13 protein-coding genes are annotated in these 17,100 nt (G+C 42.3%); 12 read left to right on the forward strand and 1 reads right to left on the reverse strand.

The window, feature by feature from the left end:
- Positions 1–469: 469 nt before the first annotated feature.
- The 9 genes from DW862_RS22880 to DW862_RS22920 all read left to right on the forward strand — a co-directional run bounded on the left by DW862_RS22880 (position 470) and on the right by DW862_RS22920 (position 12,585).
- Positions 470–1,060 carry a V-type ATP synthase subunit E family protein gene (locus DW862_RS22880; protein WP_004316780.1) on the forward strand — a complete coding sequence of 197 codons (591 nt, stop codon included), beginning with the start codon at positions 470–472 and terminating at the stop codon, positions 1,058–1,060.
- Positions 1,061–1,071: 11 nt separating this feature from the next.
- Positions 1,072–1,914 carry a DUF2764 domain-containing protein gene (locus DW862_RS22885; RefSeq protein ID WP_004316779.1) on the forward strand — a complete coding sequence of 281 codons (843 nt, stop codon included), beginning with the start codon at positions 1,072–1,074 and terminating at the stop codon, positions 1,912–1,914.
- 17 nt (positions 1,915–1,931) lie between these two features.
- A complete protein-coding gene (locus DW862_RS22890) occupies positions 1,932–3,692 on the forward strand; it encodes a V-type ATP synthase subunit A (protein WP_004316778.1) in 1,761 nt (586 codons plus the stop codon).
- A gap of 31 nt (positions 3,693–3,723) precedes the next feature.
- Entirely contained in the window at positions 3,724–5,052 is a 1,329-nt protein-coding gene (locus tag DW862_RS22895) for a V-type ATP synthase subunit B (protein ID WP_004297639.1), read from the forward strand.
- A gap of 108 nt (positions 5,053–5,160) precedes the next feature.
- Positions 5,161–5,766 carry a V-type ATP synthase subunit D gene (locus DW862_RS22900; RefSeq protein WP_004297640.1) on the forward strand — a complete coding sequence of 202 codons (606 nt, stop codon included), beginning with the start codon at positions 5,161–5,163 and terminating at the stop codon, positions 5,764–5,766.
- Complete coding sequence (locus DW862_RS22905; RefSeq protein WP_008022963.1) at positions 5,763–7,580, forward strand: V-type ATP synthase subunit I; 1,818 nt, start codon at positions 5,763–5,765, stop codon at positions 7,578–7,580. The genes DW862_RS22900 and DW862_RS22905 overlap by 4 nt, the downstream gene beginning before the upstream one ends.
- Before the next feature lie 75 nt (positions 7,581–7,655).
- Positions 7,656–8,120, forward strand: a complete 465-nt coding sequence (locus tag DW862_RS22910; protein ID WP_008022961.1) for a V-type ATP synthase subunit K — start codon at positions 7,656–7,658, stop codon at positions 8,118–8,120.
- A gap of 202 nt (positions 8,121–8,322) precedes the next feature.
- Positions 8,323–9,984 carry a glycogen/starch synthase gene (locus DW862_RS22915; protein WP_008019765.1) on the forward strand — a complete coding sequence of 554 codons (1,662 nt, stop codon included), beginning with the start codon at positions 8,323–8,325 and terminating at the stop codon, positions 9,982–9,984.
- A 36-nt stretch (positions 9,985–10,020) separates the two neighbouring features.
- Positions 10,021–12,585, forward strand: coding sequence for a glycosyltransferase family 1 protein (locus DW862_RS22920; protein ID WP_004316772.1), 2,565 nt, complete (start codon positions 10,021–10,023; stop codon positions 12,583–12,585).
- A gap of 278 nt (positions 12,586–12,863) precedes the next feature.
- Here the strand turns inward: DW862_RS22920 and DW862_RS22925 are convergent, their stop codons facing one another.
- Positions 12,864–13,967 carry a TlpA disulfide reductase family protein gene (locus DW862_RS22925; protein ID WP_008022959.1) on the reverse strand — a complete coding sequence of 368 codons (1,104 nt, stop codon included), beginning with the start codon at positions 13,965–13,967 and terminating at the stop codon, positions 12,864–12,866.
- A 138-nt stretch (positions 13,968–14,105) separates the two neighbouring features.
- Here DW862_RS22925 and potA point away from each other — a divergent pair, with 138 nt between their 5' ends.
- The 3 genes from potA to DW862_RS22940 are packed head-to-tail and all read left to right on the forward strand — an operon-like array spanning position 14,106 to position 17,094.
- Complete coding sequence (gene potA, locus DW862_RS22930; RefSeq protein ID WP_004316768.1) at positions 14,106–15,497, forward strand: polyamine ABC transporter ATP-binding protein; 1,392 nt, start codon at positions 14,106–14,108, stop codon at positions 15,495–15,497.
- A gap of 11 nt (positions 15,498–15,508) precedes the next feature.
- Positions 15,509–16,309, forward strand: coding sequence for an ABC transporter permease (locus tag DW862_RS22935; protein ID WP_004316765.1), 801 nt, complete (start codon positions 15,509–15,511; stop codon positions 16,307–16,309).
- Positions 16,303–17,094, forward strand: a complete 792-nt coding sequence (locus DW862_RS22940; protein ID WP_008022956.1) for an ABC transporter permease — start codon at positions 16,303–16,305, stop codon at positions 17,092–17,094. Before DW862_RS22935 ends, DW862_RS22940 begins: the two co-directional genes overlap by 7 nt.
- Positions 17,095–17,100 lie beyond the last annotated feature (6 nt).

A 17,100-nucleotide genomic window follows, 5' to 3' on the forward strand; every position in this document is an offset into this window, starting at 1 on the left:
CTTGATTCAGCAACGAATCAAGGGGCTTTCTGTTGTTTGGTACTTTGCAAAAAGATCCATCAATGAATCAAGAGGGGCTGTTTTTAAGGACGAATAAAAGATAACCTCTTCTCTTCTTCCGCAAATAGGATAGCAGTATTCACTAATGCTAAATGTGATACCAATAGCTTTTGTTATTTAATCTTGTATTAATATCCTGTTTGTCGCTTTCAATATATATTTGTTTTCAAATATCTTTTGGATTCCTTATATTTGTTTTCCGGTTTGAAAAATCCGGAAATGTGTCATTTAGTAATAGGAAAAGGGCAAAAGTGGAACAAAATAGGTGTAGGTCTGTGATTTTTTTGCAAACGAATCTTTTTTCTTTTCTTCTTTCTCTTTTTTATCAAATTGATTTTTGTAAATTTGGCGAGAATCTGAGAAAGGACACATAGTTAATATAGTAATAATACTAAATACTCCTGTTAATATGGAAAACAAAATTCAAGAGTTGACCGATAAGATTTATCGTGAAGGCGTGGAAAAAGGAAACGAGGAAGCGCAAAGACTTATCGCGAATGCTCAGGAAGAAGCTAAGAAAATCATTGAGGATGCCCGTAAAGAGGCAGAATCAATTGTAAACTCCTCTCGTAAATCTGCTGATGAGTTAGCAGAAAATACTAAATCAGAGTTAAAACTATTTGCCGGTCAGGCTGTGAATGCGCTCAAATCTGAAGTCGCTACAATGGTAACTGACAAGTTGATAACCGCTTCCGTGAAAGATTTCGCTCAGGATAAAGATTATCTGAACGCGTTTATCGTAGCATTGGCATCCAAATGGAGCATAGACGAACCTATCGTCATCTCAACAGCCGATGCGGAATCACTGAAAAAGTATTTTGCAGCTCATGCAAAAGCTTTATTAGACAAGGGAGTGACTATCCAGCAAGTAAATGGTATCAAGACTCTGTTTACCGTTTCTCCGGCGGACGGTTCGTATAAGGTGAACTTCGGAGAAGAAGAATTCATGAATTACTTCAAAGCGTTCTTGCGTCCTCAATTAGTAGAAATGCTATTTTAAAAGAAGCGACTATGAGTAGTAAGTACTATTACTTGGTAGCAGGTTTGCCGGAACTTTCACTGGAAGACAGTAAGCTGAGCTATACAGTAGCCGATTTTAAAACTGAAATCTACAATGGATTGTCTGCTTCAGACCGGAAGTTGATCGACTTGTTTTATCTGAAGTTTGATAATGCAAATGTGCTGAAACTTCTCAAAGATAAAGAAGCGGAAATCGACAAACGGGGAAACTACTCTGCTGAAGAACTCACAGAATATATTTCTGTTCTGAGAGAAGGCGGAGAAATCAGTCCTAAAGAATTTCCGGTTTATCTCTCCACTTTTATAACTGATTATTTGAATACTCCGGCTGAAAGTACGACTTTGCACGAAGATCATCTGGCTGCTTTGTATTATGAGTATGCCATGAAGTGTGGAAATAAGTTTGTTTCTGCCTGGTTTGAATTCAATCTGAACATCAATAATATTCTTGTTGCATTTACCAGCCGTAAATTCAAGTGGGATATTGCTTCCAATGTTGTGGGAAATACGGAAGTATGCGAAGCATTGCGTACATCAAGTGCCCGCGATTTCGGACTGTCCGGTGAAGTGGATGTTTTTGAATCGTTAGTGAAAATCAGTGAGATTACAGAACTGGTGGAGCGTGAGAAGAAGTTGGATGCCTTGCGGTGGAACTGGATGGAGGATGCTATTTTCTTCGACTATTTCACTATTGAGCGTATTTTTGCTTTCCTGCTGAAGCTGGAAATGATTGAAAGGTGGATTTCACTGGATAAGGAAAGAGGTAATCAGTTGTTCAGAAGCATTATTGAGTCGCTGAAGAACGAAGTGCAGATTCCTGCAGAATTCAGATAATAAAATAAAAAAAATATATGGCAACAAAAGGAACTGTTAGTGGCGTTATTGCCAACATGGTGACCCTCGTCGTTGACGGACCGGTAGCTCAAAATGAGATTTGTTATATCTCGACCGGTGGCGATAAGTTGATGGCGGAGGTGATTAAGGTTGTAGGTTCACATGTATATGTCCAGGTGTTTGAAAGTACCCGTGGACTGAAAGTGGGCGCCGAAGCCGAATTTACAGGACACATGCTTGAGGTGACATTAGGCCCGGGTATGTTATCGAAAAACTATGATGGTTTGCAAAATGACCTCGACAAGATGGACGGAGTTTTCCTGAAGAGAGGACAATATACGTATCCGTTGGATAAAGAGCGTATATGGCATTTCGTACCATTGGTGAATGTAGGTGACAAAGTGCAGGCTTCTGCATGGTTGGGACAGGTGGATGAAAACTTTCAGCCGTTGAAAATAATGGCCCCGTTCACTATGAAGGGAACGGCTACCGTAAAAACAATCATGCCGGAAGGTGATTATAAGATAGAAGATACCATCGCAATCCTGACAGACGAAGAAGGTAATGATATTCCTGTAACTATGATTCAGAGATGGCCCGTAAAACGTGCGATGACGAATTATAAGGAAAAACCGCGTCCTTTCAAATTGTTGGAGACTGGTGTACGTGTGATTGATACGCTGAATCCGATTGTGGAAGGTGGTACGGGATTTATTCCTGGTCCGTTCGGTACAGGTAAAACGGTGCTTCAGCATGCTATTTCTAAGCAGGCGGAAGCGGATATCGTTATCATTGCAGCTTGCGGTGAACGTGCGAATGAGGTGGTGGAAATCTTTACCGAGTTCCCCGAACTGGTAGACCCGCACACAGGACGTAAGTTGATGGAGCGTACTATTATTATTGCCAATACTTCCAACATGCCGGTTGCTGCCCGTGAAGCATCTGTGTATACAGCGATGACACTGGCGGAATATTACCGTTCAATGGGATTGAAAGTCTTGTTGATGGCCGACTCTACTTCTCGTTGGGCGCAGGCTCTGCGTGAGATGTCCAACCGTATGGAAGAGTTGCCTGGACCAGATGCTTTCCCGATGGATATTTCGGCTATTATCTCCAACTTCTACGGTCGTGCGGGATATGTAAAACTTAGCAATGACGAAACGGGTTCTATTACATTTATCGGTACAGTATCTCCTGCCGGTGGTAACTTGAAGGAGCCGGTAACTGAAAATACGAAGAAGGTAGCCCGCTGTTTCTATGCATTGGAACAGGACCGTGCCGATAAAAAACGTTATCCGGCAGTGAATCCGATTGATTCTTATTCAAAATATATCGAATATCCGGAATTTGAAGAGTATATCAAAGGTCATATCAATGATGAATGGATCGGAAAGGTAAATGAACTTAAGACCCGTTTACAGCGTGGTAAGGAAATTGCCGAACAGATCAATATCCTTGGTGACGATGGTGTGCCGGTAGAATATCACGTGATCTTCTGGAAATCTGAATTGATTGACTTTGTAATCCTGCAACAGGATGCTTTCGACGAAATTGACGCGGTAACTCCGATGGAACGTCAGGAAGACATTCTGAATATGATAATCGACATCTGTCATACGGAATTTGAATTTGATAACTTCAACGAAGTAATGGACTACTTTAAGAAGATGATTAATATCTGTAAGCAGATGAACTACTCGAAGTTCAAATCAGAACAGTATGAAGGATTCCAGAAACAACTGAAGGAATTGATTGAAGAGAGGAAACTTCAATCGTAAATCGTAAATTGTTAAATCGTAAATAAGTAAGATGGCAACAAAAGCTTTTCAAAAGATATATACCAAGATTACTCAGATTACCAAGGCTACTTGTTCGTTGAAAGCGACAGGAGTAGGGTATGATGAGCTTGCCACCGTGGACGGTAAACTGGCACAGGTGGTAAAGATTGCCGGTGACGATGTCACTTTGCAGGTATTTGAAGGTACGGAAGGTATTCCGACCAATGCCGAAGTAGTATTTCTCGGCAAATCGCCTACATTGAAAGTGAGTGAGCAGCTGGCCGGACGTTTCTTCAATGCTTTCGGTGACCCGATTGATGGAGGTCCGGACATTGAAGGACAGGAAGTGGAAATTGGTGGTCCGTCTGTGAATCCGGTTCGGCGTAAACAACCGTCGGAACTGATTGCAACGGGTATTGCCGGTATCGACTTGAACAATACATTGGTATCCGGTCAGAAGATTCCGTTCTTTGCCGACCCGGACCAACCGTTCAACCAGGTAATGGCAAACGTGGCCTTACGTGCTGAAACGGATAAGATTATCCTCGGCGGTATGGGTATGACGAATGATGACTACCTGTATTTTAAGAATGTGTTCTCTAATGCCGGTGCACTCGACCGTATCGTGAGTTTCATGAATACGACCGAAAACCCGCCGGTAGAACGTTTGCTGATTCCGGATATGGCACTGACTGCTGCTGAATATTTTGCAGTAAATAATAATGAGAAAGTGCTGGTACTGTTGACCGATATGACGAGCTATGCCGATGCGTTGGCAATCGTATCCAACCGTATGGACCAGATTCCGTCTAAAGATTCTATGCCGGGATCACTTTACTCGGACTTGGCGAAGATTTACGAAAAGGCGGTGCAGTTCCCTTCCGGTGGTTCAATCACAATTATTGCGGTGACTACTTTGTCCGGTGGAGATATTACTCACGCTGTGCCTGATAACACGGGTTACATCACAGAAGGTCAGTTGTTCCTGCGTCGTGATAGTGATATTGGTAAGGTTATTGTTGACCCGTTCCGTTCGTTGTCTCGTTTGAAACAGCTGGTTACCGGTAAGAAGACGCGTAAAGACCATCCGCAGGTGATGAATGCTGCCGTACGTCTTTATGCCGATGCAGCTAACGCTAAGACGAAGATGGAAAATGGTTTCGACCTGACAAACTACGACGAACGTACGTTGGCTTTTGCGAAGGACTATTCCAATCAGTTATTGGCAATTGATGTTAACCTTGATACAACTGAAATGCTGGACGTTGCCTGGGGCTTGTTCGGTAAATACTTCCGTCCGGAAGAGGTGAATATCAAGAAAGACTTGGTGGATCAATACTGGCCAAAACAAAATAATTAGACGATTAGACGATTTACCATTTACGGTTGAAATTTGTGGATTATTTATGTTTATAAGAAGTAATTTCAATCGCCTGATTGTAAATCGTTAAATTAGTAAATCAACGAGATGGCTATAAAGTTTCAATATAACAAAACCTCTCTTCAGCAGCTCGAAAAGCAACTGAAAGTGCGGGTGCGTACGCTTCCTATCATTAAGAATAAGGAAAGCGCCCTCCGCATGGAAGTGAAACGCTGTAAAACGGAAGCTGCCGATCTGGAGGATAGGCTCGAACAACAAATTCAAGCCTATGAAGCCATGTTCGCCCTTTGGAATGAGTTTGACGCTTCATTAATAAAGGTGAATGATGTTCATCTTGGCGTGAAAAAGATTGCGGGTGTGCGCGTACCGTTGCTCGAGAATGTAGAATTCGAGATACGTCCGTACAGTATGTTTAATGCTCCCAAGTGGTATGCCGACGGTATCCACCTGTTGGAAGAGCTGGCTCATACGGCAATTGAACGTGAATTTATGCTCGCCAAGCTGAACTTGTTAGAACATGCAAGGAAAAAGACCACTCAAAAGGTGAACCTTTTTGAGAAGGTGCAGATACCGGGCTATCAGGATGCATTGCGAAAGATCAAGCGATTTATGGAAGATGAAGAAAACCTGTCGAAATCTTCGCAAAAGATCATGAAGTCCCATCAAGAAAAAAGGAAGGAGGTAGAGGCATGATTACAAAAATGAAGAAACTCACCTTTCTGGTGTATCACAAAGAATATGAAGAATTCCTGAACAGTCTGCGGGAACTTGGGGTAGTCCACATTGTGGAGAAACAACAGGGGGCTGCCGATAACACGGAGTTGCAGGATAATATTCGTCTTTCCAACCGTTTGGCGGCTACCTTGAAGTTGCTTCAGAACCAGAAGCATGAAAAGAATGCCGTGATTGCTACGGAAGGAGGAACGGCTGCCCGTGGAATGCAAGTGCTGGACGAAGTGGATGCTTTACAGACAGAGCATGGAAAGTTGTCGCAGCAGTTGCAAAGCTATGCCAAAGAAAAAGAAGCTCTGGAAGCCTGGGGCAACTTTGAACCGGCAAATGTTCAGAAGCTGAAAGATGCCGGTTATGTAATCGGTTTCTATAGCTGTTCGGAAGGAAATTACAAAGAAGAGTGGGAAACGGAATACAATGCAATGATTGTGAACCGCATTTCTTCTAAAGTATTCTTCGTGACTGTAACGAAAGGCGGAGAGGAAGTGGACTTGGATGTGGAGCAGGCTAAATTACCTGCATACTCTTTGGCACATCTTGAAACGCTTTACAATACAACAGAACAGGCAGTTGAAGAGAATGAAAAGAAACTGGTTGCGCTTTCCGAAACGGATATTCCTTCATTGAAGGCTGCTCTGAAAGAGTTGCAAAGCCAGATTGAATTTTCTAAAGTTGTGTTAAGTTCCGAACAGACTGCCGGTGACAAACTGATGTTGATTGAAGGATGGGCGCCTGCATTCAGCCAAGTGGAGATAGAGGCCTATCTGAATGACGCACATGTATATTATGAGATTACCGATCCGATGCCGGGCGATAATGTTCCTATTCGATTGAATAATAAGGGATTCTTTGCTTGGTTCGAACCGATCTGTAAGCTGTATATGCTTCCGAAGTATAATGAATTGGACTTGACGCCGTTCTTTGCCCCATTCTTTATGGTCTTTTTCGGACTTTGTCTGGGAGATTCCGGATATGGTTTGTTCCTGTTCCTGGGAGCTACGGCCTATCGGTTGATGGCGAAGAAAGTAACCCCGTCAATGAAGTCAATCATCTCATTGATACAGGTATTGGCGGTATCAACGTTCTTCTGCGGTTTGCTGACTGGTACGTTCTTCGGAGCGAACATCTACAATTTGGATTGGCCGATTGTTCAACGTTTGAAACATGCTGTCATGATGGATAATAATGATATGTTCCAATTATCGTTGATATTGGGAGCTATCCAGATTTTATTCGGTATGGTGCTGAAAGCTGTGAATCAGACGATTCAGTTTGGTTTCAAATATGCAGTGGCAACTATCGGATGGATCATCCTGCTGGTTTCAATGGCAGTTTCAGCTTTGTTACCGGACGTAATGCCGATGGGAAGCACGGTGCACTTGATAATCCTGGGTGTTTCAGCTGCTATGATTTTCCTTTATAACAGTCCGGGAAAGAACATATTCCTGAATATCGGATTGGGATTGTGGGATTCATACAACATGGTTACCGGTTTGCTAGGAGATGTTTTGTCCTACGTTCGTCTGTTTGCCCTCGGACTTTCCGGAGGTATTCTGGCGGGAGTGTTCAACAGTCTGGCAGTAGGTATGAGTCCGGATAATGTAATAGCAGGCCCGATTGTAATGGTGCTGATTTTCGTGATCGGTCATGCAATCAATATTTTCATGAATGTGCTGGGTGCAATGGTTCACCCAATGCGTCTGACGTTCGTTGAGTTCTTCAAGAACTCCGGATATGAAGGAGGCGGTAAAGAGTACAAACCGTTCAGAAATTGAAAAAACTGAAGATTAAAAATTAGAAATAGAGAATTAATATTTTAAGAATTAAACAATAAAAAATAGAATAAGATTATGGAAATGAATTTGTTTATCGCCTACATTGGCATCGCGATTATGGTTGGTTTGTCTGGCATCGGTAGTGCTTACGGAGTAACTATTGCAGGTAATGCTGCCATCGGAGCATTGAAGAAGAATGATAGTGCATTCGGTAACTTCCTGGTATTGACAGCCCTTCCGGGTACACAGGGTCTTTATGGTTTTGCCGGTTATTTCATGTTTCAGACTATCTTCAGCATTTTGACTCCTGAAATTACAGCTATCCAGGCATCAGCAGTTCTTGGTGCAGGTATTGCTTTAGGATTGGTTGCCTTATTCTCCGCTATCCGTCAGGGACAAGTTTGTGCAAACGGTATTGCAGCTATCGGACAGGGACACAATGTATTTAGTAATACGTTGATTCTTGCCGTATTCCCCGAGCTTTATGCAATCGTTGCTTTGGCTGCAACCTTCTTGATCGGTAGTGCACTCGTTGCATAATTTTTAGCAAGAATATTTCCTATAAAGGAGTTTCAATCCCCTTGTACATGCAGCTTTGCATGTGCAAGGGGATATTCTTTTTTCATTATAGGGCAACGTTTCTTTCCTCTTCTTAACTCATATTTTTCGCATAAAGTATTATTTTTCAAAGAATAATGTGTACTTTTGCACTCGCATACTAAAAAGAGTTTTAATATATTATATGGTAAAAGATTTATTAACCCCCGATTATATCTTCGAGTCCAGCTGGGAAGTATGTAATAAAGTGGGAGGAATATACACCGTCTTGTCGACACGGGCAAATACATTGCAGGAAAAGTTCCGCGACAGAATTTTCTTCATAGGTCCTGATGTATGGCAAGGAAAAGAAAACCCTCTATTCATCGAGTCGGATAACCTATGTGCTGCCTGGAAAAAGCATGCACTTGAGAAAGACGAACTTTCTGTCCGTATAGGACGATGGAATATCCCCGGTGAACCCATAGTCATTCTTGTTGATTTCCAACCTTTTTTTGAAAAGAAAGACGATATATACACAGAAATGTGGAATCGTTATCAAGTAGATTCGTTGCACGCTTATGGCGATTACGACGAAGCTTCTATGTTTTCATACGCTGCGGGAAGAGTGGTGGAGAGTTTCTATCGCTACAACCTGACAGAAACGGATAAGGTGGTATATCAGGCGCATGAATGGATGACTGGAATGGGAGCACTTTATGTACAGGAAGCTGTGCCGGAGGTGGCTACTATTTTTACGACCCATGCTACTTCTATCGGTCGTTCTATTGCCGGTAATCATAAACCGTTGTACGACTATCTGTTTGCTTATAATGGCGACCAGATGGCGCAGGAACTGAACATGCAATCGAAACACTCGATTGAAAAACAGACTGCACATTATGTAGACTGCTTTACGACAGTGAGCGAAATAACCAATAATGAGTGTAAGGAATTACTGGATAAACCGGCAGATGTTGTGCTGATGAACGGTTTTGAAGATGATTTTGTACCGAAAGGAAGCACATTTACCGGAAAACGTAAACGTGCGCGTGCCTTGATGCTCAATGTAGCGAATAAATTATTGGGAACAAATCTGGGTGATGATACGTTAATTGTCGGAACCAGTGGACGATATGAGTTTAAGAATAAAGGTATTGATGTATTTTTGGAATCATTAAACCGCTTGAACAGGGATAAGAATTTGCATAAGAATGTATTGGCATTCATCAATGTACCCGGTTGGGTAGGAGACCCCCGTGAGGATTTGCAGGGACGTTTGAAGAGCAAGGAGAAGTTTGACACTCCGCTCGAAGTACCATTTATCACTCATTGGCTGCATAATATGACTCATGATCAGGTGTTGGATATGTTGAAATATCTGGGAATGGGCAATCGTCCGGAAGATAAGGTAAAAGTGATTTTTGTACCTTGTTATCTGAATGGTCGTGATGGCATCATGAATAAAGAATATTATGATATATTGTTGGGACAGGATTTGAGTGTCTATGCTTCTTATTACGAACCGTGGGGATATACTCCACTGGAAAGTGTAGCATTCCATGTGCCGACAATCACTACTGATCTGGCAGGATTCGGACTTTGGGTAAACAGCCTGAAGAACCAGCATGGCATTAATGATGGAGTAGAAGTGCTGCATCGTTCGGACTATAATTATTCGGAAGTAGCGGATGGTATTAAAGATACGATTACGTTATTTGCGGATAAGACGGAGAAAGAAGTGAAGGAAATCCGTAAGCGTGCTGCCGAAGTGGCAGAACAGGCTTTATGGAAGCACTTTATACAATATTACTATGAGGCTTATGACATTGCCTTGCGCAATGCTATGAAGCGTCAGTTGAGTTAAGAAAGAATTATTTATCAATAAGTAAACGTAAACATTATGAAAATCAAAGTTAGTAATGTGAATACTCCCAACTGGAAAGAGGTTACTGTAAAATCACGTATACCGGAAGAGTTGGAGAAGTTGTCTGAAATCGCACGCAACATTTGGTGGGCATGGAATTTTGAAGCGACTGAACTGTTTAGAGATCTAGATCCGGAACTTTGGAAAGAATGTGGACAGAATCCAGTACTGTTGTTGGAACGTATGAGCTATGAAAAGCTGGAAGCGCTGGCAAAAGACAAAGTGATTCTAAGAAGAATGAATGAAGTTTATACGAAATTCAGAGATTACATGGATGTGAAGCCGGATGAGCAACGCCCATCTATCGCTTATTTCAGTATGGAATATGGCTTGAGCAGCGTCCTGAAAATATATTCCGGTGGTCTGGGTGTATTGGCTGGTGACTATCTGAAAGAGGCTTCCGACAGCAATGTTGATTTGTGTGCGGTAGGCTTCTTGTATCGTTACGGCTACTTTACTCAAACGTTGTCTATGGATGGACAGCAGATTGCCAACTACGAAGCACAAAACTTCGGTCAACTTCCTATCGAACGTGTAATGGATGCCAATGGTCAGCCGTTGATAGTTGACGTTCCTTATCTTGATTATTTTGTTCATGCAAACGTATGGCGTGTAAACGTTGGACGTATTTCTTTGTATCTGCTTGATACGGATAATGAAATGAACAGTGAATTCGACCGTCCTATCACTCACCAGCTTTATGGTGGCGACTGGGAAAACCGTTTGAAACAAGAAATCTTGTTGGGTATCGGTGGTATCCTGACTTTGAAAGCACTGGGCATCAAGAAAGATGTTTATCACTGTAATGAAGGACATGCTGCATTAATCAATGTTCAGCGTATCTGCGACTATGTAGCTACAGGATTGACTTTCGATCAAGCTATCGAGTTGGTTCGTGCTTCTTCTCTTTACACTGTTCATACTCCGGTTCCTGCAGGTCACGACTATTTTGATGAAGGCCTGTTCGGCAAATATATGGGTGGTTATCCTTCCAGAATGGGTATCACTTGGGATGACTTGATGGATCTCGGACGTAACAATCCGGGTGACAAGGGCGAACGTTTCTGTATGTCTGTTTTTGCTTGTAACACTTCACAGGAAGTGAACGGTGTGAGCTGGCTGCACGGAAAGGTTTCTCAAGAAATGTTCTCTTCTATCTGGAAAGGTTATTTCCCGGAAGAAAGCCACGTAGGATACGTAACGAATGGAGTTCACTTCCCGACTTGGAGTGCAACTGAATGGAAAGAACTGTACTTTAAATATTTCAACGAAAATTTCTGGTTCGATCAATCTAATCCTAAGATTTGGGAAGCTATCTACAATGTGCCCGATGAAGAGATTTGGAAGACTCGTATGACTATGAAGAATAAGTTGGTTGACTATATCCGTAAGTCATTCCGCGATACATGGTTGAAGAACCAGGGAGACCCTTCCCGTATCGTTTCATTGATGGATAAGATCAATCCGAATGCATTACTGATTGGTTTCGGTCGTCGTTTTGCTACTTACAAACGTGCACACTTGTTGTTCACCGATTTGGATCGTCTTTCTAAGATTGTGAATAATCCTGATTACCCGGTACAATTCCTGTTTACAGGTAAAGCTCACCCGCACGATGGTGCAGGTCAGGGTTTGATTAAGCGTATTATCGAGATCTCTCGCCGTCCGGAATTCCTGGGTAAGATTATCTTCCTTGAAAATTATGATATGCAATTGGCTCGTCGTCTGGTTTCAGGCGTTGATATCTGGTTGAATACTCCGACTCGTCCGTTGGAAGCATCCGGTACATCGGGCGAAAAGGCTTTGATGAACGGTGTTGTTAACTTCTCTGTATTAGACGGATGGTGGCTGGAAGGTTACCGTGAAGGTGCAGGTTGGGCGTTGACAGAAAAACGTACTTATCAGAACCAGGAACATCAGGATCAGTTGGATGCTGCTACTATTTACAGTATTCTTGAAACTGAAATCTTGCCGTTGTATTATGCACGTAATAAGAAAGGATATTCTGAAGGCTGGATCAAAGTGGTGAAGAATTCTATCGCACAGATCGCTCCTCATTATACAATGAAGCGTCAGTTGGATGATTACTATAGCAAATTCTATTGCAAACTGGCGAAACGCTTCCAAACTTTGGCTGCTAATGATAATGCAAAAGCAAAAGAAATCGCAGCTTGGAAAGAAGAAGTGGTTGCTAAATGGGATGCTATTGAAATCGTATCTTGCGACAAGGTAGAAGACCTGAAGAACGGTGACATCGAAAGCGGAAAAGAATATACTATTACTTACGTGATCGATGAAAAAGGCTTGAATGATGCAGTGGGACTTGAATTGGTTACTACTTACACAACTGCAGACGGCAAACAACATGTTTACTCTGTAGAACCGTTTAGTGTCATCAAGAAAGAAGGTAACTTGTATACATTCCAAGTTAAACACAGCTTGTCAAATGCAGGTAGCTTCAAGGTGTCTTACCGTATGTTCCCGAAGAATCCGGAGCTTCCACACCGTCAAGACTTCTGCTACGTACGTTGGTTTATCTAATTTGTTTGAAATAGAAGTAGGGGAGTCCTTCTCCCTTACTTTCATATATAGATTCAGCCCCTGTGTTCTTTCGAGAATTACAGGGGCTGAATTTTATCTGTTTGGTTGTTGACTTGTGAAGTTTTTAATAAGCAAGGAGCCATCTGAAAAGTCTCTAAAAAGAAAAATCACGCTTACTGCAACATGTCGTAGTAAGCGTGATTTTATAGGATCAAGGCTTTTCGAACAGCCCCTTGTTTGAACTTTAAAGCCTTTGAAAAACCTTCTCTTTCGATCTGTTATTTTACAGCTTCTGCAATTTTAGCCTGAAGTTCTTCTCCATGCAAACCGCGAGCAATAATTTTACCACTGCCATCGATCAATACAGTGTGAGGAATACTGTTTACTGCATAAAGCTGTGCACCTTCACTTTGCCAGAATTTCAGGTCGGACATTTGTGGCCAAGTCATATTCATCTTCTTGATTGCTTCTTTCCATGCAGCTCCATCCTGGTCGAGAGATACGCCTACAATTTCGAAGTTCTTACCTTTATACTTAGCGTAAGTTTCTACCAGATTAGGCATTTCGCGACGGCAAGGACCGCACCAGCTAGCCCAGAAGTCAACCAATACCACTTTACCTTTACCAACGTAGTCAGACAACTTCACAGTCTTTCCTTCCGGAGTCTGCATTTCGAAATCAACAAATTGAGTACCTACGGCAGTCTTTTTCTGCTTGTCGGTCATCTCTTTGATTCTTACGATTGTTTCGTCATTCTGGAAATTCGCAGGAATTTGTTGCAACAAAGCTTCATTTTCGTCAGTAGAGTTATTGTAGAACGTTTGTTTAAACAAGAAAACTCCGACCGGATTGGCGATGTTCTTCTTAACACCTTCTTTGATTACTTTGTCATACTGTTCTTCCAGCTGGGCACCCTCTTTTTGTTTGGCTTCTTTCTGCTCATCACTTAAAGAAGTGTCGCCCATTGCTTCATAAATGGTATTCATTTTCTTGCTGATGTCATTGATTTGAGCTCTGATTTCCTGGTATGCATCATTGTTAGGAGTACCGGTCACAGCGTCGTTATCCTTGGTCAGGGCAACGTTGATTTTTCCGTTTTCGAGGAAGAAATCAATCATCAATGGCTCTCCGTTCACTTCGCAAGTGACATAGCGGCTAACCACAGAATCTTGTGTACCTTCAAAGGTAAAAGTACCTTTGGTGATAACGGCTGTATCTAGTTTGGTCAAATTTCTGCCAGTAGCTTCCTGAAGATAAACGGTGTCACCATCGCTTGCACCTTCTACCGTACCTGTGACAACGTATCCGGCTTTGTTTCCGCCCGTACAAGCTACCATGCCTAACGCTGCCGTTGCAATAACTAAATAAGTTAACTTTTTCATGCTTTTGTAAAATTAGTGAATAAATATTTATGCAAAGATAGATTTTTTTTCTGTCGGGCATCGAAAAACACTGTTATATTAGATTAACACCTAGGTGAAAACCGCAGAAATGTGTACCTTTGCAGCCCAAACTTTAGTATGAATATGCAAGAAGATAAATCCATCATTGAGGTGAGCCACGTATCGAAGTATTTTGGCGATAAAACAGCATTGGATGATGTGACTCTAAACGTGAAAAAGGGCGAGTTTGTCACTATACTTGGTCCTTCCGGTTGCGGTAAAACCACGTTGTTGCGTCTCATTGCCGGTTTTCAGACGGCTTCGGAAGGCGAGATCCGAATTTCGGGGATGGAAATAACACAAACTCCTCCCCACAAGCGTCCCGTGAATACGGTATTTCAGAAATATGCCTTATTCCCGCACTTGAATGTATATGATAACATTGCTTTCGGCCTGAAACTGAAAAAGACACCGAAACAAACCATTGAGAAGAAAGTGAAAGCTGCTTTAAAGATGGTAGGTATGACAGATTATGAATACCGCGATGTGGATTCTCTTTCCGGTGGTCAGCAACAACGTGTAGCCATTGCCCGTGCCATTGTGAATGAGCCGGAAGTGTTGCTATTGGATGAGCCGCTGGCAGCGCTCGACCTGAAAATGCGTAAGGATATGCAAATGGAGCTCAAAGAAATGCATAAATCTTTGGGTATAACGTTTGTTTACGTCACTCACGATCAGGAAGAGGCATTGACGTTGAGTGATACGATTGTTGTGATGAGTGAAGGAAAGATTCAGCAGATCGGTACACCGATTGATATTTATAATGAACCCATCAACGCTTTTGTTGCCGACTTTATCGGAGAAAGCAATATCCTCAATGGTACCATGATTCATGATAAGCTGGTACGCTTCTGCGGCACGGAGTTTGAATGTGTGGATGAAGGATTTGGTGAAAATGTTCCGGTAGACGTAGTCATCCGTCCGGAAGATCTTTATATTTTCCCCGTTTCGGATATGGCGCAGTTGGTAGGCGTGGTAGAGACTTCTATTTTCAAAGGTGTGCATTATGAAATGACGGTGATGTGCGGCGGATATGAATTCCTGGTGCAGGATTACCATCATTTTGAAGTAGGAGCGGAAGTCGGACTGCTGGTGAAGCCGTTTGATATTCACATCATGAAGAAAGAGCGTATCTGCAATACGTTTGAAGGAAAATTGCTGGATGCCACTCATGTGGAATTCCTGGGCTGTAACTTTGAATGTACTCCGGTGGAAGATATAGCTGCCGATACGAATGTCAAAGTGGAGGTAGACTTTGAAAAAGTGATTCTTCAGGATAATGAAGAAGACGGAACGCTCACAGGTGAGGTGAAATTCATCCTTTACAAGGGCGACCATTATCATCTGACCGTATTGTCAGACTGGGACGAGAATGTATTTGTAGATACGAACGATGTATGGGACGACGGAGACCGTGTAGGTATTACCATCCCTCCAGATGCCATTCGTATAATTAAAATAACCGATTAACAGGAAAGGAAGTGAATAAGAAGTTTATAGTCTTTTTGTCATCACGTAAGAGTTGGACTCTCCCTTACATTATTTTTTCGGCGATCTTTGTGATTATACCGCTGTTTTTAATTGTCGTATATGCCTTTACCGATGATAGCGGTCATTTGACACTCGCCAATTTTCAGAAGTTCTTCGAACATCCCGAAGCAATCAATACCTTTGTATATTCTATCGGTATTGCTATCATTACCACCCTTGTTTGTATTTTACTTGGTTATCCTGCAGCATGGATATTGAGTAACAGTAAGCTGAACCGTTCCAAGACGATGGTCGTACTGTTTATCCTGCCGATGTGGGTAAATATTCTTGTGCGTACCCTTGCTACGGTTGCCTTGTTCGACTTTTTTAGTGTACCGTTGGGCGAGGGAGCATTGATATTCGGTATGGTATACAACTTTATCCCCTTTATGATTTATCCTATTTACAACACGTTGCAGAAGATGGATCATAGTTATATTGAAGCTGCACAAGATTTGGGAGCCAATCCGCTGCAAGTCTTTCTGAAAGCAGTCCTTCCGCTTTCTATGCCGGGTGTGATGAGTGGAATTATGATGGTGTTCATGCCGACTATATCGACATTTGCCATTGCCGAGTTGCTGACGATGAATAACATCAAACTCTTTGGTACAACGATTCAGGAAAATATCAATAACAGCATGTGGAACTATGGAGCGGCACTTTCGCTTATTATGTTGCTGCTGATTGCTGCAACTTCTTTGTTTAGCACAGACGATAAGGACAATTCGAACGAAGGAGGCGGGCTATGGTAAAGAAAATATTTGCGCAGGCTTACTTGTGGATATTGCTGTTGCTGCTTTATTCTCCTATCGTGATTATCGTCATCTATTCTTTTACCGAAGCGAAAGTGCTGGGCAACTGGACTGGTTTCTCCACAAAACTTTATACTTCGCTTTTCACTACAGGCACGCATCATTCTTTGATGAATGCATTGATTAACACGATTACTATTGCTCTGCTGGCTGCAACGGCATCTACCTTGCTGGGTAGTGTGGCTGCTATCGGCATCTTTAATCTGAAATCCCGTTCGCGTAAAGCGATTAGTTTTGTGAATAGTATTCCTATTCTGAACGGAGATATCATCACGGGTATTTCGCTTTTCCTTTTGTTTGTTTCTTTAGGAATCACACAAGGATACACAACCGTAGTGCTTGCTCATATTACTTTTTGTACGCCATACGTTGTTTTGAGCGTTCTGCCTCGTTTGAAGCAGATGAACCCGAATATTTATGAGGCCGCTCTTGACTTGGGAGCGACTCCTATGCAGGCTTTGTGGAAAGTCATTGTTCCGGAGATTCGTCCGGGAATGATTAGTGGTTTTATGCTTGCATTGACCCTATCCATTGATGATTTTGCCGTAACTGTCTTTACCATCGGTAATCAAGGTCTGGAGACGCTCTCTACTTATATTTATGCTGATGCCCGCAAAGGAGGGCTGACCCCTGAACTTCGTCCGCTTTCCGCTATTATTTTTGTTGTGGTGTTGGCGTTGCTTATTGTGATCAATCACCGGGCAGGGAAAGCGAAGAAGAAATAATTATTC

Source organism: Bacteroides sp. AM37-9 (genome assembly GCF_003603455.1).
Classification (GTDB): domain Bacteria; phylum Bacteroidota; class Bacteroidia; order Bacteroidales; family Bacteroidaceae; genus Bacteroides; species Bacteroides xylanisolvens.